The sequence below is a fragment of the Streptomyces sp. NPDC025638 genome (genome assembly GCF_055558775.1).
On record NZ_JBVHLX010000003.1, the window covers coordinates 384,191 to 408,185 of the forward strand.

The window sequence follows — 23,995 nt, forward strand, 5'->3', positions numbered from 1 at the left end:
AGGAGCCATTTCATGACCACCGAGACCCCGACCGCCGCCGCGAGCGACCCGATGCCCCTGTCGGACGTCGATCTCGCCGACCTGGACAACTTCACCGACGGGGTCACCCCCTGGCGGATGTTCCACACGCTGCGCCATGAGGACCCGGTGCACTGGCAGCCGGAGGAGGCGCCCAGCTCCGGCTTCTGGGCAGTGACGCGGCACGCGGACATCGCCCGGGTCGACCGGGACGCCGAGACGTTCACCTCGTCCCGGTTCGTCAACCTGGAGGAGCTCGACGACGACCAGATCAAGAAGCGCGCCTCCATCCTGGAGCTCGACGGCGTCCGCCACCGCGCGCTGCGCAGCGTGATCCAGCGCCAGTTCGGCGCGAGCGTGATCAGCAGCTACACGGACTTCCTGCGCGGTCTGACCGCGACCACGCTGGACGCCGCCCTCGCCAAGGGCGGCTTCGACTTCGTCAAGGAGATCTCGGCCGATTTCCCCATCAATGTGCTGGCGCGGTTGCTGGACGTGCCGCCGGCGGACAACCAGCAGCTCATCGACTGGGGCAACCGGATCATCGGCAACACCGACCCGGACTACGCGGACGTGCTGCTGCACAGCGAGGAGAGCGAGCAGTACCGCGACCTGCCGTTCCGCTCCCCCGCCTCGCTGGAGGTGTTCGCCTACGGACGGGAGCTGGCCCGGCAGCGGCGCGGCAAGGACGGCACGGACCTGGTGTCGAAGCTGGTCAACACCACCCCGCGCGACGGTGTCCCGCTCTCCCCGCGGGACTTCGACAACTACTTCCTGCTGCTGGTGGTCGCCGGCAACGAGACCACCCGGCACACCATCACCCACTCCATGCTGGCCCTCCTCCAGCACCCCGAGCAGCTCGCCCGCCTCCAGGAGGACCCCTCCCTGATCCCCACCGCCGTGGAGGAGTTCCTGCGCTGGGCCTCCCCCGTGTACCACTTCCGCCGCACCGCGACCCGTGACGTCGAGCTCGGCGGCAAGCGGATCAAGGAGGGCGACAAGGTCGTCATGTGGTACGCCTCCGGCAACCGGGACGAGGAGGTGTTCGGCAATCCGTACGACTTCGACGTCGCCCGGCAGCACAACGACCACGTCACCTTCGGCAAGGGCAGCCCCCATCTGTGTCTGGGCAATCTGCTCGCCCGCACCGAGATCCGCATCATGTTCGAAGAGCTCATCCCCCGGCTCGCGGGCATCCGTCTCACCGGTGAGGTGCCGCGGGTCCGCTCGAACTTCGTGAACGGCATCAAGAAGCTGCCGGTGGAGGTGACCCTGGCCTGAGTCGCCCGACACTCAGTTCCCCCTCAAGCCTGCACTGAGTGCCATACGCTGCGATCGAGTGCTACGTTCGCGTCCATGAGCTCCAGCAGCGCGGCAGCGTCCGCGAAGCCGCCCATGCGGGACGCCCTGGTCGCGGCGGCATTCCAGCTGTTCCTGGAACGCGGGTACGAGCAGACCACCGTCGACGACATCGTGGCACTCGCCGGAGTGGGCCGGCGCTCGTTCTTCCGTTACTTCCCCTCCAAGGAGGACGTGGTCTTCCCCGACCACGAGCGCTGCCTGGCCGACATGACCGCGTTCCTCGCCGGGAGCGAGGCGGACGCGGAGCCGGTGCGGCGGGTCTGCGACGCGGCCCGGCTGGTGCTGCGGATGTACGCCGAGAACCCCACCTTCTCCGTGCAGCGCTACCGGCTCACCAAGAAGGTGCCGGGACTGCGGGCCTACGAGCTGTCGGTGGTGTGGCGCTACGAGCGGGCGCTCGCGGAGTACCTCCGCGGGCGTTTCGCCGGGCGGCCCGACGGGACCCTCCAGGCCGACGTGATCGCGGCCGCGGTGGTCGCCGCGCACAACAACGCGCTGCGCTCCTGGCTGCGTTCGGACGGCCAGGGCGACGCCGGCGCCACGGTGGACCACGCGCTCGGCTATGTGCAGTCCGCCTTCGGCCGGGCGGGTGCGGCGGAGCCCGACGAGAAGCTCCCGGTACGTCCGGAACGCCCCATCACTTCCGTGCGGGCGGAGCGCTCCGGGAGGCCCGAGGACGTGGTCGTGCTCGTCTCCCGGCGCGGGGCCCCGCTGTGGCGCATGGTGCAGGAAATCGAGTCGACCCTGGGCCGCGACTGAAATTCTGGGTACCGAGTGCCTTTACGAGTGGCACTCAGTGCCATACCCTGTGGGCGTGCACGGTGGCACGGTGAGCCGCGCACATGCGTGCACGGTCCGCGCCGGCACGCGGGATTCCGGCCGAGCGCAGGGAGTTGACCAGCGTGTACCACCACTCAGGAAGCGTCGTTCATCCGGCGGCCGGCTCCGCGACGAGCGTCCTCGACCCCGTGTCCGCGTCCGCCGACACCCGGGACGCCCTCGTCTACCAGCGCTGCACCTGGTGCGGTACCGCGATGTACCAGCGGCTGCTGTGTCCGGTGTGCCAGGGCAGCGAGCTGCGTACCGAGCGCAGCGAGGGCACGGGCACGGTCCGGCACTCCACGGTGGTGCACCGCAACACGCCCGCCGCGCGCAATGTGTCGCTGATCGAGATGGCCGAGGGGTTCGTCGTTCGGGGCCGGGTCATGGGTCATCCGGTGGGCATCCACAGCGGCGATCGCGTCCGGCTGTCCACGGCCAAGGATCCCGTCCGCGGCGAGCCGGTCTTCCAGCTCCTCGACGAGCCGTACCGCGCCTGGACCTGACGGCCGGGCGGGCGGCGACGCCAGGGCGTGCGAGGTACGTGAGGGCCAACTCCGCACGGCTCTCTCCTCGGTCTCCGCACCGGCTCCCCACCAGTCTCGGCCATTGTCGCGATCACCCTCTCCGCACAGGCAACCCACAGCCTCTCCTCTCCGTCCTCCGGGGCGCGAGGGACCCCCGGGACGGCCGGGGCGTCCGAACTCGCCGTGCGAGGAGGGGAAACAGTGGTCCGTGCCCGGCGAATATGGGTCACCGCCGCCGCGGTGCTCGCGGTGGCGGGAGGATCCTCGGGATGGTCGGCGCAGGCTCAACAGCCGCCTGAGAGCAAGCCCTTGGCAGCCGTGACCGACGGGAGTCTGCCACCCGGCTGGCGCATCGCCGGGAAGCCCACGGCACCCCAGTTGGTGTGGCGGTCCTCGGCTCCGGTGCCGATGGGCGACGCCCGGGTCGAATTCCGGTCCGGAGGCCGGGTGTTGGGAGTCCCGGCACCTGGGAAGGACGAGCACACGTTCCGGCTCGGCATCGGCGGCGTCCGGCCGGCCGATCTGAAGAGCCTCGAAGTCTGGTCCGGCGGACGGCGGCTGGACGCGGCGGGAGCGACCGGAGCAAGCAGGGCCCGGTCGGCGGCGAGGCCTCCGGCCCCGCTGCCCGCGGGCGCCGTGGACCCCGGCAAGCCGGGCCCGTACCGTACGGCGACCGGTGAGTACAGCCTCAAGTCCGTGCGCCTGCCCGGGTTTTCGGCCCCGGTCGAGATGCGTGCCGTGGTGGTGGCGCCGACCGGTGCCACCGGCCGCCGCCCGCTCGCGCTGTTCCTGCACGGCCGCCACTCCACCTGCTACGTCCCGCACGGCGAGGTCACCGGCGAGTGGCCCTGCCCGCGCGGCAGCAAGCCGGTGCCGAGCCACCGCGGCTATCTGAGCGACCAGAAGCTGCTGGCCTCGCAGGGCTATGTGACGGTGTCGATCGCGGCGAACGGCATCAACGGCCAGGACTTCGCCGCCGAGGACGGCGGAGCGCAGGCCCGTTCGTCGCTGGTGCGGCTGCACCTGGCCCAGTGGGCCGACTGGGCCGACCACCCCGACTCGGCACCGGCGGTCGTACGGAGCGCGCCGCGCGCCGACCTGTCCCGGGTGCTGCTGATCGGGCACTCCCGCGGCGGCGAGGGCGTGAACCGGGCCGCGCTGGACAGCCTGTACCCGCCGCCCGCCGACCAGGACGGCTACCACGGCAAGGTGCGCTGGCACATCAGCGGCACCGTTCTCATCGGCCCCACCGTCTTCGGCCAGAACCCGGTGCCCGACGTGCCGTCGACGACGATCCTGCCGGGCTGTGACGGGGATGTCTCCGACCTTCAGGGCGAGGTGTACGTCGACGGCACCCGCGCGGTCACCAACGGCACCGCCCTGCACAGCGCGGTCTATGTCATCGGCGCCAACCACAACTACTTCAACACCGAGTGGACTCCGGGCAAGGCACAGGCCCCCGCGGAGGACGACTTCTGGGACGACCCGGACCACCGGGACCCGGTGTGCTCGAAGCGCGCCGCCACCCGGCTGACCCCCGACCAGCAGCACAAGGCCGGTTCCACGTACATCGCGGCCGCGGCCCGCCTGTTCGTCGCCGGTGACGACCGCGTGCGTCCGCTGCTCGACGGCTCGGGTCGGCGCGCCCCGTCCGCGGATCCCGCGCGGGTTCTCAGCCACGCTGTCGGCGCCAACCGGGGTGCCGGCTTCCTCCCGGACGGCAAGGTGTCCGTGACCGGCGGCAAGCTGTGCTCCGCCGTGGATCCCAGCCCGGCCGTGGCCTGCCTGGGCCGGGGCGCCAAGGGTGCCTCGCCGCACTTCGCGATGTGGGAGACGGACAAGGAGGCCGGGCGGCACGCGATCGCGCTGCGCTGGACGTCCGCCGGTTCCGCCGCGCGGGTGAAGACGGCCGAGCCGCTGTCCCTCGCCGGATCCAAGGCGCTGGCGCTGCGGCTGTTCGTGCCGCCGAACTCCACCGGGACGCAACTCGACGTGTCCGTCACCGACACCCACGGCCGCCGGGCGACCCTCGGCCGCGCCCATGTGGACGGACTGCCGGGCAGCGAGAGGACCGCGTCGTACTGGGCCCGCGAGGTGCGGGTGCCGCTGACGGCGGCCACCCGGGCCGGGCTCGATCTGCGGCACATCAAGTCGATGGAGCTGACGGCACGTTCGCGCAAGGGGCAGGCCTGGCTGATGGACGCCTGGGGCTGGCGCCCCGGCACTCCCGCGGTACGGGCGGCCGCGCTGCCGCGCGTCGACGTGGGCCGTGCGACGGTGGACGAGGGTGACTCGGGCGTCCGTACCTACCGGGTGCCGGTCCAGGTGTCCGGGCAGGGCAGCGGCCAGGTCCGGGTGTATGTCTTCGACCCGGCGACCGGCACCGCCAAGAACCGGGTCGTGACCGTACGGCCCGGCGGCCACGACATCGACGTACCGGTCGAGGTGAAGGGCAACACGCGCTACGGCGCGGACGTCCAGCACGACATCGTGGTGAAGGCGATCCACAGTGCGGTCGTCGGCTCCTACCGGGGCGGGATCACCGTGCGCAACGACGACCCTGCCCCCAAAATCACCGTGACTCCGGTCGCCGACAAGGTGAAGGAGGGCAAGACGCTGAAGTGGCGGCTGTCGCTGTCCGAGGCCGCCGACAGCGACCTCTCGACGGTGTTCACGGCGGTCCCGGTCACCGGAACGGAGCTGTCGACGAAGGACGTGGACCCGCACTGGCTCGCGGAGGCCTCCGTCGCGGAGCCCGACCCGGAACGCCCGCTGTCCAAGGCGTCCGTCTATCTGTGGGTGAACCTCCCGGCAGGCCGGACCAGCACCGAGGTCGACCTGCCCACGATCAAGGACCGGGTCAGCGAGCCCGATGAGTCCGTGAGCCTGAAGCAGATGGACGACAATGGCACGCCGCTGCCCGACGGGGTGACGCTGAACGGCACGGTGCTGAACGCGTCCTAGCAGTCCTAGCAGCCCCCGCCCTGGGGGAGCCGAGGCTCCCTCAGGGCGTCAGGGTCACCCGGATCCCGACGGTGCCTTCCCGCCCGTTGCGCAGCCGGCTGCCCAGCAGGGTGAGGCGGCCGAGGATGCCGTACTTGCGGGCGATGAGGTCGCGATAGCGGCCGGTCGTGGCCGCGTCGCCGATCTCGGCGGTCGCGGCGACCTGGTCCCCGCTCGGGTTCCCGCGCACGTCGCAGGCCCCGACGAGGACGTCAGCGCGGCGGCGGATCCGTTTGACCTTCCAGGAGCCGGCCGCCGTCCACACGCCGAGCGCGTCCCCGTCCCGCACCACCCAGACCGGGGTGGCGACCGGTGTTCCGTCCTTGCGGTAACTGGTGACCAGCAGGTACTTGCCCGATGCGAGCCGGTCCAGCGACGTGTCATCCATGAGCGGCAGTCTAGGCGGAGGCCCGCCGGCCGAGGAGTTCGAGATAGCGCCGGGCGAAGAGATAGGCGTCTCCCGGCCAGCGTGCCGACAGATAGGTGCCGTCCTGGACGACGAAGGCGTGCGTGTCATCGGCGGCGGTTCCCCGTCGGGTGAGCACTCTGGGCCCCCGCTCGAACTGGGTGCCCGGGTCGGCGAGCGCCGAGCGCACCTCGTCCTCCACGTACGCCGGGTAGGTGCGGTAGTAGCGGCCGAGACGCCAGGCGGTGGTCAGATAGGCGCTGCGTTCCATGTACTTGGGCAGACAGGTCGTACGGCGCCCGGCCAGCACGCTGCGGCCGGTCGCCGGGTCCTGGGCCCGGGCCAGGACCAGCACCCCGTGGCAGATGGCGCCGACGGGCCTGCCGAGTGCCCAGAACCGGGCCACCTGCCGCTGGAGTTCGGGCGAACCGAGGTACTGCCGCATACCGGGCGCGTGTCCGCCCGGCAGCAGCAGCCCGTCGAAGTCGTCCACCGTCACCTCCGCCCAGGCGGCCGTGGCCGTGAACTCCGGTGCCGCGGTGAGCTGTTCGTACCAGCGCTTGGGCTCGTCCGCCGCTCCCAGCTGCCCGAAGAGCACTCCGGTGAGCAGCCGGGGATCGGCGGCGGGCCGGGTCCCGGCACGTTCGGTGGCGAGGACCACCTCGTGTCCCGCCTCGGTGAGCAGCCGCCAGGGCACGGCCACCTCGGTCACGTCGAAGTCCCGGTCGGGGACCGGCATCAGCACGCGCATGGGCCCATGATGGCAGCCGGGCCAGGTGTCCATGACACGACGGTCCGTCTCACCGGAGAGCGGCCGCCATCCTGCGCACACCGTCCGTGATCAGCTCCGGCGACGTGGCCAGATTCAGGCGTACGTGCCCGGCGCCGCCCGTGCCGAACGGGATCCCGGAGGTGAGGGCGACCCGGCCGCGCTCCAGGAAGACCTCGGCCGGATCGTCGCCCAGACCGAGTGCCCGGCAGTCGAGCCAGGCGAGGTAGGTGGCCTCGGCCGGGCGGTGGCGGACGGCGGGCAGGTGCTCGGCCAGCAGCGCGGCGAGCAGCCGCCGGTTGTCGTCGAGGCCGGCCAGCAACGCGTCCAGCCAGGCGCCGCCGTCGGCCAGTGCGGCGGTGTGGGCGATGATGCCGAGGTGACTGGGGCCGTGGCTCACCTCCTCGGGCAGCCGGGCCAGATCGGCGGCGGCCCGGGGCCCGGCGATCGCGATCGCGGCCTTCAGGCCGGCCAGGTTCCAGGCCTTCGACGCCGACATCAGTGACAGACCGCTCTCGCCGCCCGGCACGCTCAGATACGGCACGAAGGCGGCGCCCGCGGCGGTCAGCGGGGCGTGGATCTCGTCCGCCACGACGCGCACACCGTGGCGTTCGGCGAGGGCGGCGACGGCGGCCAGCTCATCTGCGGTGTGCACGGTTCCGGTCGGGTTGTGCGGGCTGCACAGCAGATACGCGGCCCGCCCGCCCCCGGCGACGGCCCGCCGGAACGCCTCCTCCAGCCCGTCGAGGTCGATACGCAGGTCGGCGCCGAGCGGGGCCTGAAGCACCCGCCGGTCCATGTGCTCGACGAACTGGAAGAAAGGCGGATAGACCGGCGAGTTGACGACCACCGGGTCGCCGGGCCCGGTGACCAGCCTGAGCATCTCGACGACGCCCAGCATCACGTCCGGCACGATCGCGGTGCGCTCCACGGCCAGACCGTCCCAGCCCCACCGTTTGGCGGCGAAGGCGGCCAGCGCCTCGGCGTAGGCGGTGCCCGCCGGGTAGCCGGTGTCCCCGAGTTCCAGCGCTTCGGTGAGCGCGCGGACGACGGGCGCGGCGAGCGGCACGTCCATCTCGGCCACCCACAGCGGCAGCACGTCCTCGGGGTAGGTGCGCCATTTCATGCTCGTACGACGTCGGAGGCGGTCGAGGGTGAGTGCGCTCAGGGGATTCGGTTCACCTGTCGTCTCGTGCGGGATGCTGGTCATGGGGCTCAAGATAGGGGCCTGCGGGGTGAGCCGGAATCGGGCGCACATCCCGGCGCGGCCGGCCGCGGCGCCGCTCCGCGCGGCCGCCTGCCGGGGGTGGAAAACCACGGACGTGCGGCGGAGATCAACTCGGGCGTCTAGATTGCGTGTTGACGCCGTACTCGCACCAGGCCCCAGGAGCTGACCCCGTGACCGACAACCCGGCAGCCACGAACGAAGTCGCCGCCTCGCTGCGCGCCCGCATCCACACCGACCAGCCGCACACCGCCCGGATCTGGAACTACTGGCTCGGCGGCAAGGACAACTACGAGGTCGACCGCGCGGCCGGCGACCAGATCCGTCAGCTGCACCCCGGCATCGGTGAGTACGCCCGCGCGGACCGGCTCTTCCTCGGGCGCGCCGTGCGGCATCTGGTCGGCGACGTCGGCATACGCCAGTTCCTCGACATCGGCACCGGGCTGCCCACCGCCGACAACACGCATGAGGTCGCCCAGAGCGTCGCCCCGGACTCCCGGATCGTGTACGTCGACAACGACCCGCTCGTCCTCGCCCATGCGCGTGCCCTGCTCACCAGCACGCCCGAGGGCCGTACCGACTACCTGGACGAGGACCTCCGCAATGTCGACGCGATCCTGGAGCACGCGGCCGGCACGCTGGATTTCAGCAAGCCCGTCGCGCTGATGCTGCTCGGCGTGGTCATCTTCGTCGGCGACGACGAGGACCCGTACGGCCTGGTGCGCCGGCTGGTGGACCGGCTGCCGTCCGGCAGCCACCTCGTGCTGTCGCACACCATCACCAGCCCGTCGATGCCGGACGTGGACGAGGCGGTCAAGTTCTGGAACGAGCACGGCACGCCCAAGCTCACCCAGCGCACCCCCGAGGACGTCGCCCGGTTCTTCGACGGCCTCGAACTGCTGGAGCCCGGCGTGGTGTCCTGCTCACGTTGGCGGCCTGAGAACACGGACGGCACCGAGCCGGAGGAAGTGGCCATGTTCAGCGGGGTGGCCCGCAAGGCCTGAGAAGATCACCCACGGGGTGAACGCCGTCGCGCCGGGCCACGTATGCATGGAAGGGCGCTCAACGACCGGAGGGCCCCGCGGTGTTGACACCGCGCGTTCACGGTTCGGGAGCCATGCATGAGGCACGCACGACGACGGGTCGTCCGGCGGGTGACGCAGCTGGCGGCGGTCGGCGGACTCCTTCTGGGAGGCGCGATGGTCACCACCGCCATGGCGAGCGAGACTCCCGGTACGTCCGCCCTCCCGCTCAGCTCGGCGGATACGGCCGGGAACACCGGCGCCGCCCTGGTGTCCAGGCTGGGCACCGCCCGTACGGCGGGCAGCTGGATCGGCGCCGACGGCCGCCCGGTCGTCGCGGTCACCGACGAGCGGGCCGCGGCGGAGGTGAAGCGGGCGGGTGCCGAGGCGAAGATCGTGTCGCACAGCATGAACGAGCTCAAGTCGGCCACCGCCACCCTGCGTTCGGCACCCCGGGTGGCGGGCACGGCCTGGGCGGTGGACTACCGGACCAATCGGGTGGTGGTCGAGGCGGACCGGACCGTCTCCGCCGCGGACTGGTCCCGGATGACCCGGGTCGCCACGGGCATCGGCAGCTTCGTGGAGATGGACCGCACCGAGGGCAGATTCACCACGCGCCTGAACGGGGCGCAGCCCATCCTGTCGACCGGCGGGCGCTGTTCCCTGGGCTTCAACGTCACCAACGGGCGCAGCGACTTCATCCTCACCGCCGGGCACTGCGGTCCCCCCAACACCATCTGGTTCGGGGACAACCAGGGCAACCAGCAGCTGGGCACGACGGTCAACACCAACTTCCCGGGCAGCGACTTCTCGCTCATCCAGTACGCGTCCGGCAAGGCCGGCCAGGGGGCCGACGTGGTCGCCGTCGGCGGCGGAAAGGGCGTGCTGATCACCGGGGCGGCCGATCCGACCGTCGGGCAGCGGGTGTTCCGCAGCGGAAGCACCAGCGGGCTGCACGACGGCCAGGTGACCGCGCTCAACGCGACCGTGAACTATCCCGAGGGCACGGTCACCGGACTCATCCAGACCAACGTGTGCGCCGAACCGGGCGACAGCGGCGGCCCGCTCTTCTCCGAGGGCATCGCGCTCGGCGTGACCTCGGGCGGCAGCGGCGACTGCACCACGGGCGGTACGACGTTCTTCCAGCCGGTGACGAAGGCGATGTCCGCGCTCGGCGTCCAGCTGATCGTCTCGAAGCAGAACGCCAACGGCGGCCAGAACGCCGCACCGTCCGGCGCGCCGTCCACGGCGGCCAACCAGGGCGCCGTGGCGCCCAGCGCGGCCTCGCCGGGGTCCGCGGCCCCGGTCACCGGCACCACGGACGGCGCGACGCTGCTGTCCCGGCTCACCGACACCCGCAACGTCGGTCCCGGTCTGCTGGTCATCGCGGGCAGTCTGATCGCGCTGGTGGCGACCCGGTACTTCCGCGCGGAGGCGGACCGCCGGGCGTATCAGCGGTATTACTCGGCAACCTGGGGTTGATCCACCCCGGCGGGCTAATACTCTTGGTGATCGCTCCGGCACGAGCCGCTCCGGCCAGGTCAGACGTTGCACGGCCCTGCGACTTGTGAGAAATCACATCAAGAGGTCTCCAAAGGGGAGATTATTCGTGAACAGCCCCACCGACGAGCACGGTTACGCGAACATGCAGGTCGACCGTACGGGTCAGGCAGAGGCCTTCGACGCCATCGGCAACCGCTACGACGTGGCGTTCCCGCACAAGGACGGGCAGATCGCCGCCACCGAGTGGCTCATCGAGTCCCTGCCGGCCGGGTCCCGCGCGCTGGACCTGGGCTGCGGCACCGGGCTACCCACCGCGCGTCAACTGGTGGACGCCGGCTTGGAGGTCGTCGGCGTCGACCTGTCGCGCGGGATGCTCGACCTGGCCCGCCACAACGTGCCCGAGGCGCGGTTCCATCAGCTCGACCTCGCGGACCTGCGGCCCGGCGGCCCCCGCGACCTCGGCCGCTTCGACGCGGTCGCGGCCTTCTTCTCCCTGCTCATGCTGCCGCGCGCGGAGATCCCCCTCGCTCTGCGGACCATCCACCATCTGCTGGCTCCCGGCGGCCTCTTGGCGTTGTCGATGGTGGAGGCGGACGTGGACGACTTCACGATCCCGTTCATCGGGAGCACCATCCGGGTGTCCGGCTATCTGCGGGAGGAACTGCGCGAGGTGGTCGTGACGGCGGGCTTCGAGATCGTCGGGGAGACCTCGTACAGCTACGCGCCGGCGAGCGTGGACGTGCAGCCCGAGGAGCAGATCTTCCTGCGCTGCAAAAGGAAGCAACACACGTGACGAAGCACATCGGAGCCCCCGAGCGCCCCGGCGGCGGGAAGAGACGGCGCTCAGGCCGCCCGCGACGGGGACGGGGCCGCTGCGGACCACTCCAGGACGAGGCGCTGGTACTCCTCGCGCTGCTCGACGGTCAGTGTCCCGCCCGACCGGAGCCACAAAGCTCTGATCTCCTCGTTGACCTCCGCGGCCGATCGCTCGGAGGCGGCTTCAACAGTGGTGGACATGATGTGAAGCATATGCCGGTGAACGTGAAGGCGATGTGAGTAAGTACGAGCGATCCGGACATTTCAGACCGTGTTACTCATCACGTCCATCTGTCAAGGAGCACAGGTGAGTTCACCCCTCGGCTGAACCGAGCACCAGGACCTGGATGGCGAGTACGGCCGCCCCGCGGGCCCAGTCGTGGAAGTCGGAGACCTTGGTCTCCAGGTCGACCGGCGCGGCCAGCGGATGGCGGCGGGCCCGCACGGCCTCGTCCACGACGGCGCCGGCCACGCTCATCAGGCCGACCCCCTCCCCGGCGAGCAGGATCCGCTGCGGCATCGCGAAGTTGGCGATCTGGGCGACCAGCGTGCCCAGCGCCCGCGCCGCCTCGTCGATCACCCGGGAGGCCATGGGCTCGCCCGCGGCGGCGGCCGCGAGGATCTCCTCGTACGTCGCGTCGCGGCCGGTGGCGGCCCGGATCTGGTAGCGGATGCTCGGGATCGCGAGGAGCGACACGGCGCTGCCGCGTTCACCGTCGGGGGTCAGGGGACCGTTCGGGTCGATGATCCAGTGGTGGGCGAAGCCACGGTCCTGTTCGGCGAACGGCACCCGTCTGCCGCCCAGCACCAGCCCGTATCCGATGCCCGCCCCGATGGTCAGGACGGCGAAGCGGTCGAGCCCGCGCCCGGCGCCGAACCAGGTCTCGGCCTCGACCAGGGCGGCGACGTCGTTCTCCACGACCACGGGCAGCCCGGTGCGCTCCTCGACCAGCGCCGCCAGGGGGACGTCCCGCCAGCCCAGGAAGGGCGACTCCCCGACGACGGCGCGGTCCCGCACATGACCGCCCGCCCCGATGCCGATCCCCGCGAGGGCCGGGAAGCGCTCGGCCAGCCGAGCGGTCATCTCCCCCAGCAGATCGGCGACTTCACCGGGCTCATGCGTGGTCAGCGGCCGGTCGAGACGGGCGACGACATCGCTCCTGAGGGTGGTGACGACGCCGTAGACCATCTCGGCGGTGATCTTGAAGCCGAGGAAGAGGCGTGACTCCGCGACGATGTCCAGCGGCTGGGACGGCCGCCCCTGGCGCACCTGTGCGGCGGCACCCGCCTCGGGCACCTCGACGAGCAGCCCCGACTCGATCAGCGGCTTGGTCAGCCGGGTGAGACTGCCCGCCGAGAGGTCGAGCCGACGGGCCAGCCCGGCCCGCGACAGCGGCCCGTTGACGAGCACCTCGATCGCCACGGAGCGCTCCCCGGGACTCAGCGGCTGCCAGCTGACGGCATGAGTGGTCATGATGTTCTCGCAGAGTTTATTTCACTTCGGAAGCAACGAGGCCACCCTAGGCCGAAACCGGCCGGATGAGAATGACATCCACGCGGCTATTGACGACTGGATTGTTCTGCCTCAAAAGTAAGTAGCCATGACATTCTCTGTAGGCATCGTCGGAGCCGGCCAGTTCTCCGGTCAGTTCGCCAAGCTGTTCCTCGCCCACCCGGGAGTGAGCGAGGTGTATGTGACCGACCTCCTGCCGGAGCGCGCCGGGCGACTGGCCGCCGCCGAGGGCCTGACCGGCACTTTTCCCTCGTACGAGGCGATGCTGGAGTCGCCGGCGGTCGACGCGGTCGCGATCTTCACCCAGCGCTGGACACACGGTCCGCTGGTCGTCCAGGGCCTGGACGCCGGCAAGCACGTCTACTCCGCGGTCCCCATGGCGATCAGCACGGAGGAGATCGGGGCGATCATCGACAAGGTCCGGGCCACCGGGCTGACGTACATGATGGGCGAGACCAGCCAGTACAACCCGGCGACCGTGCACGCCCGCAACCAGATCGCCGACGGCGCCTTCGGGCGGCTCTTCTACGCCGAGGGCGACTACGTCCACGACATGGACCTCGGCTTCTACGACGCCTACCGCTACAGCGGCGGCGACAACTGGAAGGCGACGGCCAGCTATCCCCCGCTGCTCTACCCGACGCACTCGGTGGGCGGGGTGCTCGGCGCCTGGCGGACGCACGCGGTGAGCGTCTCGGCGATCGGCGTGCGGGACGAGCGCGGGGACGGGGTGTTCGACCAGGAGGTCAGCCAGTTCGGCAACGACATCTCCAACGCGACCGCGCTGTTCGAGGTGGCGGGCGGCGGCTCGTTCCGCACCAACGAGTTCCGGCGGGTGGGCTACCCGTCCCACATCCGCGAGTCCCGGTTCCGGTTCTTCGGCACGGAGGCGAGCATGGAGCAGCTCGCGACGGTGGCCCTGTGGCAGGACAAGAACGGGGTGAAGGACATCTCCGAGCTGCTGGAGCCCAAGCCGACCCTGTCCCCCGACGATCCGTCGCTCCAGCACATCGCCCCGGAGCTGCGGGCCGCGTTCACCTCCGGCTCGGCGCCGGTGCACGACCGGTCACGGCTGCCGCGGGAGTTCGACCACCTGCACAACGGGCACGAGGGCAGTCACCACTTCCTGGTCGACGACTTCGTGACGGCCGTGAACGCGCGCACGCTGCCGTCGGTCAACGCGTGGGTCGCCGCCCGCTACACCCTGCCGGGCATCATCGCGCACGAGTCCGCGCGGCAGGGCGGTGTCAGGCTGGAGATCCCGGACTTCGAGGCCGCCCCGGAGAACTGAGCCGAGGGGCTGTGAAGCGCCGGGCCGGGTGCCGTCAGGTGCCCGGCTTGCGGCCGTACACATAGACGTCGTCGCCGGTCTTCAGCAGCGACCAGTACTTCTTGGCGGTGGTGGTGGTCATGTTGACGCAGCCGTGCGAGCCCGGCGGGTTCCACATGCTGAGGTTCACCGAGTGGAAGGCCTGGCCGCCGTCGAAGAACTGGCTGTAGGGCATCGGCACGTTGTAGACGGACGAGACATGGTCGATGTCCCGCCAGTAGATCTTCTTCAGACCGGTGCGGGTGGCGTACCCCTTGCGGCCGGTACGGACCGGGACCGGGCCGTAGACGAGCTTGTTCCCGTCCTGGATCCAGGACAGCTGGAGCGTCAGGTTCACACAGGCGATGCGCCCCTTGTTGGTGGGGCACTTGCCGTCCTTGTTGGGGTTGCTCCCGACGGCCTTCTGCTTGTTCATGAGGTCCATCACGCCCCAGGTGACGGGACCCGCGTAGCCGATGGCGGGCGTGATGCCGTGCTTGTTCTGGAAGGCCTGGATGGCCTTGCAGTCGGCGGCGGACTGCTTGCCGTCGACCGGGCGGCCGAGGAACTTCTCCACCTGCTTCTGGTACGGCCCGGCCTGCGTGGTGCAACTCGCGGCCGCCTGGGCCGGTGCCGTGGTGAGCGCGATGGTGAGCGGCGCCACCAGTGCGGTGATGCCGAGCACCACGACGCCTCGTCTGCGTATGTCCCCCATGACGGGTGCATTCCTTCCGATGTCTACGGTCTCCGAGAGCTAGACCAGCGGGCGACCCCATAGGTTGCAGGGGCCGGTCAGGTTGTGACAAAACGGTTAACTTCACTCGTCCGGTGACGGACCCAGCGCCGTGCGGAAACCGGTGTTGACGGCGGTGAGTCCGCCGTCGACGCGAAGCGTCGTGCCGGTGATCCAGGCGGCGTCGCGGGAGGCGAGGAAGGCCACGGCGGCGGCGATGTCCTCCGCTTCTCCGACGCGGCCGAGCGGGTACAGGGCGCGGACGGCTTCGAGTTCGTCGTCCCGTCCCTCCCAGGCGGAGGTGCGGACCGTGCCCGGCTGCACCAGGTTGACCCGGACGCCACGGGCCGCCGCGTGTCCGGCGAGGGTGCGGGTCAGGGAGCCGAGTCCGGCCTTGGCCGCGCTGTAGGCGTGGTTGCCGAAGTCCTGTTCGGCGTTGACGGAGCCGATGTTCACGACGGCGCCCCGGCCGGATGCGGCCAGGTGCGGGAGGGCGGCGCGGCAGCAGCGGTAGGCGCCGGTGAGGGTGATGTCGAGGTCACGGGCCCAGGCGTCGTCGGGCTCGTCCTCGAAGAGGGGCACGTCGGGGGTGCAGTGCGCGGCACTGTTGACGAGCACGTCGAGCGAGCCGAAGGATGCGACGGCTTGAGCGACGGCCGCCTCCACGGAGCCCCGGTCGGCGACGTCGCAGACGAACGCCCGTACCGCCAGGCCCTGTTCGCCCAACACGGCCGCCGTCCTCTCCGCCTCGGGCAGGTCCCGGTCGGTCACCAGCACCCGTCCGCCCTCCTCGGCCAGCCGCCGGGCGACGGCCGCGCCGATGCCGCGGGCCGCGCCCGTGACGAGAACTCCGTGTCCTTCGAACCGCTTGAGGTCAGTCATGGGCGAAACCTAATCCCGTGCCGGGCGGCAGGGCCGCTAGCGTGCGCACATGTCCGCGTTCATGCAGCAACTCCCCGCCCTGATAGGCGTCGTGATCGGCGCGCTCGGCTCGTACCTGGCGGTCGTCAGGGGTGATCGGGCCCGGTTCCGGCGCGAGCAGGCGGCGCGCTGGGAGGAGCGGAGGTTCGCGGTGTACGCCGACTACGCCCGCACGCTGAAGAAGTCGGTCACGCTGACGTACCGGCTGGCCGCCCACTTCGAGATCGACCCGCACCCGCATCCCCTGACGCCCGAGGAGGCGAAGCCGCTGCTGGCCGAGGCGACCATCGCCCGGGATCCGTCCGGGGAGGCGCTGATCCTGCTGGGCAGCCCGGCGGTGGTGGAGAAGGCCCGGACGTGGGTCGTGCTGGTGATGGAGATGGAACGGTACCTGCGGGAGGAGCAGCGGGATCCGGAGACGTGGCAGGCGTTGCTGGAGCGGCAGCGCGCCGGCCGCGAGGGCTACTACGCCGCCGTTCGCGAGGATCTTGCGCTGCCGCCCGGTCACTCCGCGCGCTGGCCTCTCCCCCAGCCGTGAGTCACCGGTATCCGGTCACGTCCGCCGGTCTGCCCGCGTCCTGCACCTCGACGAGATAGCGCCACGCGTCGGGGCGGCTGCCGTCCAGGTCCGTGAAGCCGTACTCCTGGGCGAGTCCGCCGCTGGACAGGGACTGCCCGTTCCAGCGGGCCACCTCGGGGTCGGTGGCGAGGGCGGTGACGGCGCGGCCGACGAAGCGCGGGGTCTCCGAGATGGCGAAGTGCGGGACCCGGTCGAGGGCGTCCGGCCAGTTGTCCTCGGTGACCCCGAAGTGTTCGAGCATGATCTCCGAGCGCAGCCAGCCGGGGGTCAGCGCGACGGCGGTGGCACCGCGTGGGCCCAGTTCATGGGCCAGGGCGAAGCCCATGCGCAGAACGGACGTCTTGGCCAGGTCGTAGAAGAGGTTCACCCGGTAGGTGTCACGGTTGTACTCGGCGGTCCCGTCGGTGACCTCCACGACCAGGCCGCCCGGGTGCCGCAGGAGCAGCGGCAGGGCGTGGTGGCTGGTGATCGCATGGGTCTCGACCGCGAGCCGGAGCAGTCGGAGCCCGTTGTCCAGGTCGTGCTCCCAGACCGGGGTGTCCCACTCGAAGAGGTTCTCGCCGCCCCAGATGTCGTTGACCAGCACGTCCAGGCGGCCCTGCTCGTCCGCGACGCGGTCCACGAGCGCGCGTACCGCGGCCGGCCGCAGATGGTCCGTCGGTACGGCGATGCCGTGGCCGCCGGCCGCGGTGACCAGGTCGGCGGTGTCCTCGATGGTCTCGGGGCGGTCGTACTCCGAGCGCCGGGCGCGGGTGCTGCGTCCGGTGACATAGACGGTGGCGCCGGCCGCGCCGAGTTCCACCGCGATCCCGCGTCCCGCGCCCCGTGTCGCCCCGGCGACCAGCGCGGCCTTTCCCTCCAGCGGACCTGACATGTCCGGCCTCCCGTACCCGTACGACTGCTGTCGCCGTCCACACTGGCGGGAAAGCCGGACATCTTCTGTCGCCTTTTTGCCGGGGCGCTCAGTGGCCCCGGGCGATCCACTCCTCCAGGTGAGGCGCCTCCTCGCCGATGGTCGTCGAGTCGCCGTGGCCGGTCAGGACCTTCGTCTCGGGCGGGAGGGTGAGGAGCCGGTCGCGGATCGACTCGATGATCGTCGGGAAGTGCGAGTAGGTGCGGCCGGTGGCGCCGGGGCCGCCCTTGAAGAGGGTGTCGCCGGTGAAGACGGTGGCCAGGCCGGGGTCGTACAGGCACACCGCGCCCAGTGAGTGGCCGGGAGTGTGCAGCACCGTCAGGTCGAGGCCGGGCCCCTCGATGACCTGCCCGTCGACCAGATGGGCGTCGGGCTCGCGGTCCGGGTGGGTCAGCTTCCACAGCGGCAGGTCGTCCGGGTGGAGCCAGATGGTGGCACCGGTCAGGTCCGCGAGGGCGGGCGCGGCGTCGATGTGGTCGTTGTGGGCGTGGGTGCACACGATGGCGGTCAGCCGGCGGTCGGCCACGGCGTCGGCGATGGCTTCGGCGTCGTGCGCGGCGTCGATGACGACCACCTCGCGTTCGTCGCCCACGATCCATACGTTGTTCTCGACGTCCCAGGTGCCGCCGTCGAGCGTGAACTGGCCGGAGGTGACGAGGCGTTCGATGCGTGTGGTCATCAGAGCACCACCACCGAGCGCAGGACGTCTCCCTGGTGCATCCGGTCGAACGCCTTCTCCACCTCGTCGAGCCGGATGGTCTCGGTCACGAACGCCTCCAGGTCAAGACGGCCCTGGAGGTGCAGGTCGATCAGCATGGGGAAGTCGCGGGAGGGCAGGCAGTCGCCGTACCAGGAGGACTTCAGGGCACCGCCGCGGCCGAAGACGTCCAGGAGCGGGAGTTCGAGCTTCATCTCCGGGGTGGGCACCCCCACGAGGACGACCGTGCCGGCCAGGTCGCGGGCGTAGAAGGCCTGCTTGTACGTCTCCGGGCGGCCGACCGCCTCGATGACGACGTCGGCGCCGAAGCCGCCGGTGAGCTCGCGGATCGCCTCGACGGCGTCGGTCTCCTTCGAGTTGACCGTGTGCGTGGCGCCCATGGCGCGCGCCTTGTCCAGCTTCCGGTCGTCGATGTCGACGGCGATGATCTTCGCGGCGCCGGCCAGCCGCGCCCCGGCGACGGCCGCGTCCCCGACTCCGCCGCAGCCGATGACGGCGACCGAGTCGCCACGGCCGACATTGCCGGTGTTGATCGCGGCACCGATGCCGGCCATCACACCGCAGCCCAGCAGTCCGGCGACCGCCGGGGAGACGGCCGGGTCGACCTTGGTGCACTGCCCGGCCGCGACCAGGGTCTTCTCGGCGAAGGCGCCGATGCCGAGCGCCGGGGAGAGTTCCTGGCCGCTCGAAGCCAGGGTCATCCGCTGCTCGGCATTGTGGGTGTTGAAGCAGTACCAGGGGCGGCCGCGCAGACAGGCCCGGCAGTTCCCGCACACCGCACGCCAGTTGAGGATCACGAAGTCGCCGGGCGCCACGTCGGTGACGCCCTCGCCGACCGACTCCACGACCCCGGCCGCCTCGTGGCCGAGCAGGAAGGGGAACTCGTCGGTGATGCCGCCCTGCTTGTAGTGCAGGTCGGTATGGCAGACGCCGCAGGCCTGGACGCGTACGACCGCTTCTTCCGGCCCCGGGTCCGGCACCACGATCGTCTCGACCCGCAGCGGCTGGTCCTTCCCCGGTGCGATCACGCCGCGTACTTCCTGCGCCATGGCCTGGCCCCTTCCATCGCTGTGCCTGTCCTTCGACCCTACGCGTGACTGATCGGTAACGGCACGGAGCGCAACGGCGTCATGGATCTTTCGTTCCTGCCTCCCGACGCGGCATCCGGGGCACCACTACGCCAGCGACAGGAACAGCTTCTCCAGCCGTGCCTTCATCTGCTCCGTCGTCTCGCCGTCCGACCGGTTCCCGTCGGCGTCGATCAGGCACTGCTGCAGTCCGGTCGCGATGATCGCGAACCCGGCCCGGTCCAGGGCGCGCGAGGCCGCGGCGAGCTGGGTCACCACGTCCTCGCAGTCGCGCCCCTCCTCGATCATCTTGATCACGCCGGAGATCTGCCCCTGCGCCCGGCGCAGCCGGTTCAGCACCGACTTCAGCTCATCACCCTCGAACTGCAGCTCCACAGCCAACTCCATTCATATACCCTCAGGGGTATTTTACCCGCCCCTGGGGGCACCGGCCCCTCACCCGTCACCAGGAAGGATCGCATCCACCGCACCGGCGGAGTTGCCAGGGGACCGGGCCGCAGCAGCCCTCCAGGCGCCCGACGTAGCCTGAGTGCCCCACCCGACTCCGGACGAGGAGCACCGTGAGCGACGCTGCGACGGACACAGAGAGCGAGCCGCCCGTGTGGCGGCTCCTTCTCGAATACGTACGGCCCCACCGGTGGGCCCTGTTGACGGGCGCGCTGCTCGCACTCGTCACCGGGGCGACCGGGCTGCTGCTCCCGCTGGTGGCCCGGGGACTGATCGACGACCTGGCGCACGAGCGGTCCATCACCGGACCGTTGCTCGCGATGGCGTGTCTGGTCGTCGCCAACGCGGCGCTGGGCGCGCTGGGTTCGTATGTGCTGCGCCGCACCGCGGAGTCGGTCGTGCTCGGCGCCCGGCGCTCCCTGTCCTCGTATCTGCTGCGGCTGCGGATCACGGCCGTGGACCGCACCGAGCCGGGCGATCTGATGGCCCGGATCACCTCGGACACCACCCTGCTGCGCGAGGTCACCACCGACTCGCTGGTCGCCCTCGGCACCGGCGGGCTCACGCTCGTCGCCACGGTGGTGATGATGGGCGTCGTCGATCCGGTGCTGCTCGGGGTCACGGTGGCGGTGATCGCGGGCGCGGGCACGGTGCTCGGCGCGATCGTGCCGCGCATCAACCGAGCGGGCCGGCAGGCCCAGGACGCGGTCGGTGTGATGGGCGCCTCACTGGAGCGGATCCTCGGCGCACTGCGCACCGTGAAGGCGTCGGGCGCCGAGCACCGCGAGGAACGGACCCTGCACGCGGCCGCCGAGGAGTCGTGGCGGCAGAGCGTGCGCGCCGCCAAGTGGTCGGCCGCGGCGGGCAACACGGCCGGGCTCGCGATGCAGATCGCCTTCATCACCGTCCTCGCCGTGGGCGGGGCACGGGTGGCGACCGGGGCGATCGGCATCGGCACCCTGGTGGCGTTCCTGCTGTACGTCTTCTATCTGATGTCGCCGATCCAGCAGGTCGTCGGCGCGATCACGCAGTACCAGACGGGCGCCGGGGCACTCGCCCGCATCCAGGAGGCGCTGCGGCTGCCCGCCGAACCGGCCGCCGCCCCCGCCCCCCTGCCGTCCGCGGGGGCCGAGCCCGCCTCCCTCGTCTTCACGGACGTCCGCTTCCGGTACGCCGACGACCTGCCGTATGTGCACCACGGGGTCAGCTTCGCGATACCGGCGCGCGGGATGACGGCGTTCGTCGGCCCGTCCGGCGCGGGCAAGACGACGGTGTTCTCCCTCATCGAGAGGTTCTACGACCCCGAGTCCGGAGACATCACGCTGGACGGCCGGAGCCTGGCGGACTGGGAGCTGCCCCGGCTGCGCTCGGCCATCGGATATGTGGAGCAGGACGCGCCGGTGCTGTCCGGATCGCTGCGGGACAACCTGCTGCTCGGCAATCCGGAGGCGGACGAGGACAGTGTGGCGCGGGTGGTGAAGACGACGCGGCTGGACGACCTGGTCGCCAGGCTGCCGCTGGGACTGGACACGCTGGTCGGGCACCGGGGGACCAAGCTGTCGGGCGGCGAGCGCCAGCGCGTCGCCATCGCCCGCGCCCTGCTGCGCCGCCCCCGGCTGCTGCTCCTGGACGAGGCGACCTCACAGCTGGACGCGGTGAACGAGGCGGCTCTGCGCGACACGGTCGCGGACGTGGCGCGGTCGACCACCGTCCTGGTGGTCGCGCACCGGCTGTCCACGGTGACGATGGCCGACCGGATCGTCGTGATGGACGCGGGCCGGATGCGCGCGGTGGGCACGCACCGGGAGCTGGTGGCCGCCGATCCGCTCTACGCGGAGCTGGCGGCGACGCAGTTCCTCGCGACGGCGGGCTGACCCGCGCCCCTCGGTGCCGGATGCGGTCATGGGCCCCTCACTCCCGGACACGGCCGTGGGCCGCCCGATTCCGGACGGCCCACGATGCGGGGGGTACGGCGCGGCGCCGGCTACTGGACGGCGGGCAGCAGCCCGGTCACCGGGGCGACCAGGTCGGTGACCTGGTGCAGCTGGTTCAGGTCGTTCAGCCGGTTCGTCGACTGCAGCTGGTCGGCGACCCGGGGCAGCTCCGCCCGGTGCTCCGCCGGGATGTCGCTGACGGCGAGCGAGTCGAGCATGGCGATCGGGTTGATCTTCCCGTTGTCCGGTGCGCTCGCGTCGGCCGCGTTCGCCAGCGGTGCGGCGAGGCCCGTGACCCCGGCGGCAAGACCGACGGCGGCGACGATACGTCGTGTTGAGATCATGCTTTCAGCAACGTGCCGCGGCCCCGCGCGGACACGGGCGCACGGCTCCCCTCACCCGACAGGCGGAGCGCCCGGCTGCGCTTGCCGAGGCCGCCTGGGCGGAGGAGGCTCGTAGCAGGGGTCCTCACGGCTCGTCCCCCGTCGGGCCGCGGGCTCTCGAAGGAGGTCACCATGGGCACCGCGACAGGCTCCACCTTCGACACCGAGACACTGCGCCGGGGCATAGAGGGGAACACCGGGAACACCCTGCTGGCGCTCTACGCGGACGACGCCGAGATCCGCATCATCGACCGCAACAGCCAGCCCAGCCATCCCAAGGTCCTGCACGGCCGGCCCGCGATAGCCGAGCTGCTCGACGACGTCTACAGCCGCGACATGACCCACAAGCTGGAGCAGTGCATCATCCAGGGCGACCACGCCGCCTTCACCGAGTCCTGCGAGTACGCCGACGGCGTCCGGGTCCTCGCCGAGTCGATGATCACGCTGCGCGAGGGCAAGATCAGCGAACAGATCATGATCCAGGCATGGGACGAGTAGGCAGAGGGGTCGCGAGAGTCCAGGTCACGTCTCGACTGACCTGGACCTTCTCGGCCCGGGCCGTGGCGGGGCGGGCGCGGGGTGGCCGGCTTCGGCGGCCACGACCAGTTTCCGCAGCAAATCGGCTAGTGTCCGCCGCTCTTCTTCGGTCAGTGCTGCGAGCAGCGCGCCCTCGCCCGCGTCCTCCGACACCGCGTGCGCTTCGAACGCGGCATGGCCGGCGGTGGTGAGTCGCACCCGTACCCGCCTGCGGTCGCCCGTCTCATGGGTACGCGTGATCAGCCCGGCCTCCTCGACGGGGGCGAGCCGTGCGGACAGCGCCCCACGGGTCAGCCCGAGCAGTTCGGCCAGCCGTGACGGGCTCGCCTCGTAGGGCGGTCCCGTCCTGCGCAGCATCAACAGCAGTTTGTACTGCCCGTGCTCGAGCCCGCCGGTGTCCAGTGCGTCCCGGCGGGCCTGCGCGTTGTGCCGGGCCAGGATCGCCAGCCGGGCGACGATCGCCTCCTTGAGGGGGTCCAGCCAGTCCAACTCCCTGGTCCAGACGGCCACATGCCGGTCGACCGAATCCTCCATCGCCTGCCTCCCGCAGTAGTTTTCTTGTGGATGATTTTCTCCATAACTACCTTCCCTCGCATGACACTTGCACCGAGCACCCTCAGCACGGTCGTGGACATCGACCAACTCCTGGCCGCCGCTCGCGAGCTGCGGCTGGCGGGCCGTTGGGAGCGGGCCGCCCGCCTGCTGGACTCGGCGGCCGTCACCGAGCCCGCCGCCCGCACCCGGATCGCCCTCGCCGCCGCCGAAGTGGCCCTGGAGCGTGACTGGTTCGCCGGTACCGACACCGCGGCGGAGCGCATCACGGAGGCGGAGAAGGTGGTCCCGGACGGCGACTGGGACATGGCCTTCCTCCGGCTGCGGCGCGACTACGGCCGACTGCTCCTGGTCGGCGGCGTGCTGAGCCTCGGCCCGGCGGGCAAGGACCCCGAGTCGCTCACCGCGCTGCGGGAGGGGGCGCGGGCACTCCACGAGCACGCCCCGGACGAGGTGCGCCGGGGCTGGGCCTCGATGTACCTCGGCCTGATCACCGACAACCACTTCGCCGACCGCGCCGCCGCCCCCGCCCACTACACGGCCGCCCTGCGGTCCGCCGAGGCCGGCCCGGACGACCTGCTGGCCCGCGAGGCCCTGCGGCACCTCGGCGACCACGACCACGACGCCGGCGACCACGACCTGGCCTTGGACCGCTGGCGCCGGGCGACCGCCCTGGGCGCCCGCGTGGGCACGGTACCCGGCACGCTCTCCCAGCAGATGCTGCTCGCCGTACTGGCCCGTGACACCGGCGACGAGGCCGGAGCCTGCGCGCTGGCGACGGAGATCGCCCGCTGGGCGGAGGCGATCGGCGCCGGCCGGCTCCAGGCACAGGCCACCGCGTTCCTGGCCGGGACGGACCCGACAGCACCGCCTCCCGGGGACGGCTCCTGACCGCCG

General features: G+C 71.3%; 25 protein-coding genes. 12 read left to right on the forward strand and 13 right to left on the reverse strand.

The annotated features are described in order from the left end of the window. Positions 1–12 precede the first annotated feature (12 nt). The 4 genes from ACZ4EG_RS09750 (at position 13) to ACZ4EG_RS09765 (ending at position 5,690) form a co-directional block, all read left to right on the forward strand. Positions 13–1,299, forward strand: coding sequence for a cytochrome P450 (locus ACZ4EG_RS09750; protein WP_467790227.1), 1,287 nt, complete (start codon positions 13–15; stop codon positions 1,297–1,299). A gap of 75 nt (positions 1,300–1,374) precedes the next feature. Next, entirely contained in the window at positions 1,375–2,139 is a 765-nt protein-coding gene (locus tag ACZ4EG_RS09755; protein ID WP_467790228.1) for a TetR family transcriptional regulator, read from the forward strand. 143 nt (positions 2,140–2,282) lie between these two features. Beyond that, a complete protein-coding gene (locus tag ACZ4EG_RS09760) occupies positions 2,283–2,705 on the forward strand; it encodes a Zn-ribbon domain-containing OB-fold protein (protein WP_390706245.1) in 423 nt (140 codons plus the stop codon). 222 nt (positions 2,706–2,927) lie between these two features. Then, positions 2,928–5,690: an alpha/beta hydrolase gene (locus ACZ4EG_RS09765; protein WP_467790229.1), complete on the forward strand. Its 2,763-nt coding sequence runs from the start codon at positions 2,928–2,930 to the stop codon at positions 5,688–5,690. A gap of 40 nt (positions 5,691–5,730) precedes the next feature. On the opposite strand, the gene ACZ4EG_RS09770 is transcribed toward ACZ4EG_RS09765, so the two are convergent. The 3 genes from ACZ4EG_RS09770 to ACZ4EG_RS09780 are packed head-to-tail and all read right to left on the reverse strand — an operon-like array spanning position 5,731 to position 8,114. Beyond that, entirely contained in the window at positions 5,731–6,117 is a 387-nt protein-coding gene (locus tag ACZ4EG_RS09770; protein ID WP_453546165.1) for a PPOX class F420-dependent oxidoreductase, read from the reverse strand. Positions 6,118–6,127: 10 nt separating this feature from the next. Next, entirely contained in the window at positions 6,128–6,886 is a 759-nt protein-coding gene (locus tag ACZ4EG_RS09775) for a type 1 glutamine amidotransferase domain-containing protein (protein ID WP_453546163.1), read from the reverse strand. A 49-nt stretch (positions 6,887–6,935) separates the two neighbouring features. Continuing rightward, the gene (locus tag ACZ4EG_RS09780) at positions 6,936–8,114 is read right to left on the reverse strand and encodes a MalY/PatB family protein (protein ID WP_453546161.1); all 1,179 of its coding nucleotides are present in this window, start codon (positions 8,112–8,114) and stop codon (positions 6,936–6,938) included. Positions 8,115–8,302: 188 nt separating this feature from the next. Here ACZ4EG_RS09780 and ACZ4EG_RS09785 point away from each other — a divergent pair, with 188 nt between their 5' ends. The 3 genes from ACZ4EG_RS09785 (at position 8,303) to ACZ4EG_RS09795 (ending at position 11,447) form a co-directional block, all read left to right on the forward strand. Then, on the forward strand, positions 8,303–9,133 hold the full coding sequence (locus ACZ4EG_RS09785) for an SAM-dependent methyltransferase (RefSeq protein WP_390705923.1): 831 nt from the start codon (positions 8,303–8,305) through the stop codon (positions 9,131–9,133). Between the two features lie 117 nt (positions 9,134–9,250). Beyond that, positions 9,251–10,633, forward strand: coding sequence for a S1 family peptidase (locus ACZ4EG_RS09790; RefSeq protein WP_453546156.1), 1,383 nt, complete (start codon positions 9,251–9,253; stop codon positions 10,631–10,633). 163 nt (positions 10,634–10,796) lie between these two features. Beyond that, a complete protein-coding gene (locus ACZ4EG_RS09795) occupies positions 10,797–11,447 on the forward strand; it encodes a class I SAM-dependent methyltransferase (protein WP_453546828.1) in 651 nt (216 codons plus the stop codon). Positions 11,448–11,497: 50 nt separating this feature from the next. Here the strand turns inward: ACZ4EG_RS09795 and ACZ4EG_RS09800 are convergent, their stop codons facing one another. Both ACZ4EG_RS09800 and ACZ4EG_RS09805 read right to left on the reverse strand, forming a co-directional pair. Next, entirely contained in the window at positions 11,498–11,683 is a 186-nt protein-coding gene (locus ACZ4EG_RS09800; protein WP_467790230.1) for a hypothetical protein, read from the reverse strand. Between the two features lie 100 nt (positions 11,684–11,783). Continuing rightward, positions 11,784–12,944: an ROK family transcriptional regulator gene (locus tag ACZ4EG_RS09805; protein WP_467790231.1), complete on the reverse strand. Its 1,161-nt coding sequence runs from the start codon at positions 12,942–12,944 to the stop codon at positions 11,784–11,786. Between the two features lie 127 nt (positions 12,945–13,071). On the opposite strand from ACZ4EG_RS09805, the gene ACZ4EG_RS09810 reads away from it, so the two are divergent. Then, positions 13,072–14,274, forward strand: a complete 1,203-nt coding sequence (locus ACZ4EG_RS09810) for a Gfo/Idh/MocA family protein (RefSeq protein ID WP_467790232.1) — start codon at positions 13,072–13,074, stop codon at positions 14,272–14,274. Positions 14,275–14,308: 34 nt separating this feature from the next. Here the strand turns inward: ACZ4EG_RS09810 and ACZ4EG_RS09815 are convergent, their stop codons facing one another. Together ACZ4EG_RS09815 and ACZ4EG_RS09820 are read right to left on the reverse strand one after the other, a co-directional pair. After that, on the reverse strand, positions 14,309–15,007 hold the full coding sequence (locus tag ACZ4EG_RS09815; RefSeq protein ID WP_467790233.1) for a L,D-transpeptidase family protein: 699 nt from the start codon (positions 15,005–15,007) through the stop codon (positions 14,309–14,311). Positions 15,008–15,109: 102 nt separating this feature from the next. Beyond that, a complete protein-coding gene (locus tag ACZ4EG_RS09820) occupies positions 15,110–15,907 on the reverse strand; it encodes an SDR family NAD(P)-dependent oxidoreductase (protein WP_467790234.1) in 798 nt (265 codons plus the stop codon). A gap of 49 nt (positions 15,908–15,956) precedes the next feature. Between ACZ4EG_RS09820 and ACZ4EG_RS09825 the strand changes: the two genes are divergently transcribed. After that, positions 15,957–16,484 carry a hypothetical protein gene (locus tag ACZ4EG_RS09825; protein ID WP_453546143.1) on the forward strand — a complete coding sequence of 176 codons (528 nt, stop codon included), beginning with the start codon at positions 15,957–15,959 and terminating at the stop codon, positions 16,482–16,484. A gap of 1 nt (position 16,485) precedes the next feature. On the opposite strand, the gene ACZ4EG_RS09830 is transcribed toward ACZ4EG_RS09825, so the two are convergent. From ACZ4EG_RS09830 to ACZ4EG_RS09845, 4 genes are all read right to left on the reverse strand, one after another. After that, entirely contained in the window at positions 16,486–17,400 is a 915-nt protein-coding gene (locus ACZ4EG_RS09830) for an SDR family oxidoreductase (RefSeq protein ID WP_467790235.1), read from the reverse strand. A gap of 88 nt (positions 17,401–17,488) precedes the next feature. Beyond that, a complete protein-coding gene (locus tag ACZ4EG_RS09835; RefSeq protein WP_467790236.1) occupies positions 17,489–18,118 on the reverse strand; it encodes an MBL fold metallo-hydrolase in 630 nt (209 codons plus the stop codon). Continuing rightward, entirely contained in the window at positions 18,118–19,206 is a 1,089-nt protein-coding gene (locus ACZ4EG_RS09840; RefSeq protein ID WP_467790237.1) for an S-(hydroxymethyl)mycothiol dehydrogenase, read from the reverse strand. Before ACZ4EG_RS09840 ends, ACZ4EG_RS09835 begins: the two co-directional genes overlap by 1 nt. A 126-nt stretch (positions 19,207–19,332) precedes the next feature. After that, positions 19,333–19,620 (reverse strand): metal-sensitive transcriptional regulator, encoded by a 288-nt coding sequence (locus ACZ4EG_RS09845; protein ID WP_316754609.1) that lies wholly within the window; start codon positions 19,618–19,620, stop codon positions 19,333–19,335. Between the two features lie 185 nt (positions 19,621–19,805). On the opposite strand from ACZ4EG_RS09845, the gene ACZ4EG_RS09850 reads away from it, so the two are divergent. Next, the gene (locus ACZ4EG_RS09850; RefSeq protein WP_467790238.1) at positions 19,806–21,566 is read left to right on the forward strand and encodes an ABC transporter ATP-binding protein; all 1,761 of its coding nucleotides are present in this window, start codon (positions 19,806–19,808) and stop codon (positions 21,564–21,566) included. A 110-nt stretch (positions 21,567–21,676) separates the two neighbouring features. Here ACZ4EG_RS09850 and ACZ4EG_RS09855 read toward each other — a convergent pair whose 3' ends face one another. Continuing rightward, positions 21,677–21,970, reverse strand: a complete 294-nt coding sequence (locus ACZ4EG_RS09855) for a hypothetical protein (protein ID WP_467790239.1) — start codon at positions 21,968–21,970, stop codon at positions 21,677–21,679. Between the two features lie 171 nt (positions 21,971–22,141). On the opposite strand from ACZ4EG_RS09855, the gene ACZ4EG_RS09860 reads away from it, so the two are divergent. After that, entirely contained in the window at positions 22,142–22,507 is a 366-nt protein-coding gene (locus tag ACZ4EG_RS09860; RefSeq protein ID WP_453546130.1) for a nuclear transport factor 2 family protein, read from the forward strand. Positions 22,508–22,531: 24 nt separating this feature from the next. Here the strand turns inward: ACZ4EG_RS09860 and ACZ4EG_RS09865 are convergent, their stop codons facing one another. Continuing rightward, a complete protein-coding gene (locus ACZ4EG_RS09865; protein WP_467790240.1) occupies positions 22,532–23,080 on the reverse strand; it encodes a MarR family winged helix-turn-helix transcriptional regulator in 549 nt (182 codons plus the stop codon). Positions 23,081–23,140: 60 nt separating this feature from the next. Here ACZ4EG_RS09865 and ACZ4EG_RS09870 point away from each other — a divergent pair, with 60 nt between their 5' ends. After that, positions 23,141–23,989: a hypothetical protein gene (locus tag ACZ4EG_RS09870; protein WP_467790241.1), complete on the forward strand. Its 849-nt coding sequence runs from the start codon at positions 23,141–23,143 to the stop codon at positions 23,987–23,989. Positions 23,990–23,995 lie beyond the last annotated feature (6 nt).

What these genes read in the sequence shown, in the direction of transcription:
- ACZ4EG_RS09750 (WP_467790227.1), top strand. Translation starts at nt 13, where the DNA reads ATGACCACCGAGACCCCGACCGCCGCCGCGAGCGACCCGATGCCCCTG.
- ACZ4EG_RS09755 (WP_467790228.1), top strand. Translation starts at nt 1,375, where the DNA reads ATGAGCTCCAGCAGCGCGGCAGCGTCCGCGAAGCCGCCCATGCGGGAC.
- ACZ4EG_RS09770 (WP_453546165.1), bottom strand. Translation starts at nt 6,117, where the DNA reads ATGGATGACACGTCGCTGGACCGGCTCGCATCGGGCAAGTACCTGCTG.
- ACZ4EG_RS09775 (WP_453546163.1), bottom strand. Translation starts at nt 6,886, where the DNA reads ATGCGCGTGCTGATGCCGGTCCCCGACCGGGACTTCGACGTGACCGAG.
- ACZ4EG_RS09780 (WP_453546161.1), bottom strand. Translation starts at nt 8,114, where the DNA reads ATGACCAGCATCCCGCACGAGACGACAGGTGAACCGAATCCCCTGAGC.
- ACZ4EG_RS09790 (WP_453546156.1), top strand. Translation starts at nt 9,251, where the DNA reads ATGAGGCACGCACGACGACGGGTCGTCCGGCGGGTGACGCAGCTGGCG.
- ACZ4EG_RS09795 (WP_453546828.1), top strand. Translation starts at nt 10,797, where the DNA reads ATGCAGGTCGACCGTACGGGTCAGGCAGAGGCCTTCGACGCCATCGGC.
- ACZ4EG_RS09800 (WP_467790230.1), bottom strand. Translation starts at nt 11,683, where the DNA reads ATGCTTCACATCATGTCCACCACTGTTGAAGCCGCCTCCGAGCGATCG.
- ACZ4EG_RS09805 (WP_467790231.1), bottom strand. Translation starts at nt 12,944, where the DNA reads ATGACCACTCATGCCGTCAGCTGGCAGCCGCTGAGTCCCGGGGAGCGC.
- ACZ4EG_RS09810 (WP_467790232.1), top strand. Translation starts at nt 13,072, where the DNA reads ATGACATTCTCTGTAGGCATCGTCGGAGCCGGCCAGTTCTCCGGTCAG.
- ACZ4EG_RS09815 (WP_467790233.1), bottom strand. Translation starts at nt 15,007, where the DNA reads ATGGGGGACATACGCAGACGAGGCGTCGTGGTGCTCGGCATCACCGCA.
- ACZ4EG_RS09820 (WP_467790234.1), bottom strand. Translation starts at nt 15,907, where the DNA reads ATGACTGACCTCAAGCGGTTCGAAGGACACGGAGTTCTCGTCACGGGC.
- ACZ4EG_RS09825 (WP_453546143.1), top strand. Translation starts at nt 15,957, where the DNA reads ATGTCCGCGTTCATGCAGCAACTCCCCGCCCTGATAGGCGTCGTGATC.
- ACZ4EG_RS09830 (WP_467790235.1), bottom strand. Translation starts at nt 17,400, where the DNA reads ATGTCAGGTCCGCTGGAGGGAAAGGCCGCGCTGGTCGCCGGGGCGACA.
- ACZ4EG_RS09835 (WP_467790236.1), bottom strand. Translation starts at nt 18,118, where the DNA reads ATGACCACACGCATCGAACGCCTCGTCACCTCCGGCCAGTTCACGCTC.
- ACZ4EG_RS09840 (WP_467790237.1), bottom strand. Translation starts at nt 19,206, where the DNA reads ATGGCGCAGGAAGTACGCGGCGTGATCGCACCGGGGAAGGACCAGCCG.
- ACZ4EG_RS09855 (WP_467790239.1), bottom strand. Translation starts at nt 21,970, where the DNA reads ATGATCTCAACACGACGTATCGTCGCCGCCGTCGGTCTTGCCGCCGGG.
- ACZ4EG_RS09860 (WP_453546130.1), top strand. Translation starts at nt 22,142, where the DNA reads ATGGGCACCGCGACAGGCTCCACCTTCGACACCGAGACACTGCGCCGG.
- ACZ4EG_RS09865 (WP_467790240.1), bottom strand. Translation starts at nt 23,080, where the DNA reads ATGGAGGATTCGGTCGACCGGCATGTGGCCGTCTGGACCAGGGAGTTG.
- ACZ4EG_RS09870 (WP_467790241.1), top strand. Translation starts at nt 23,141, where the DNA reads ATGACACTTGCACCGAGCACCCTCAGCACGGTCGTGGACATCGACCAA.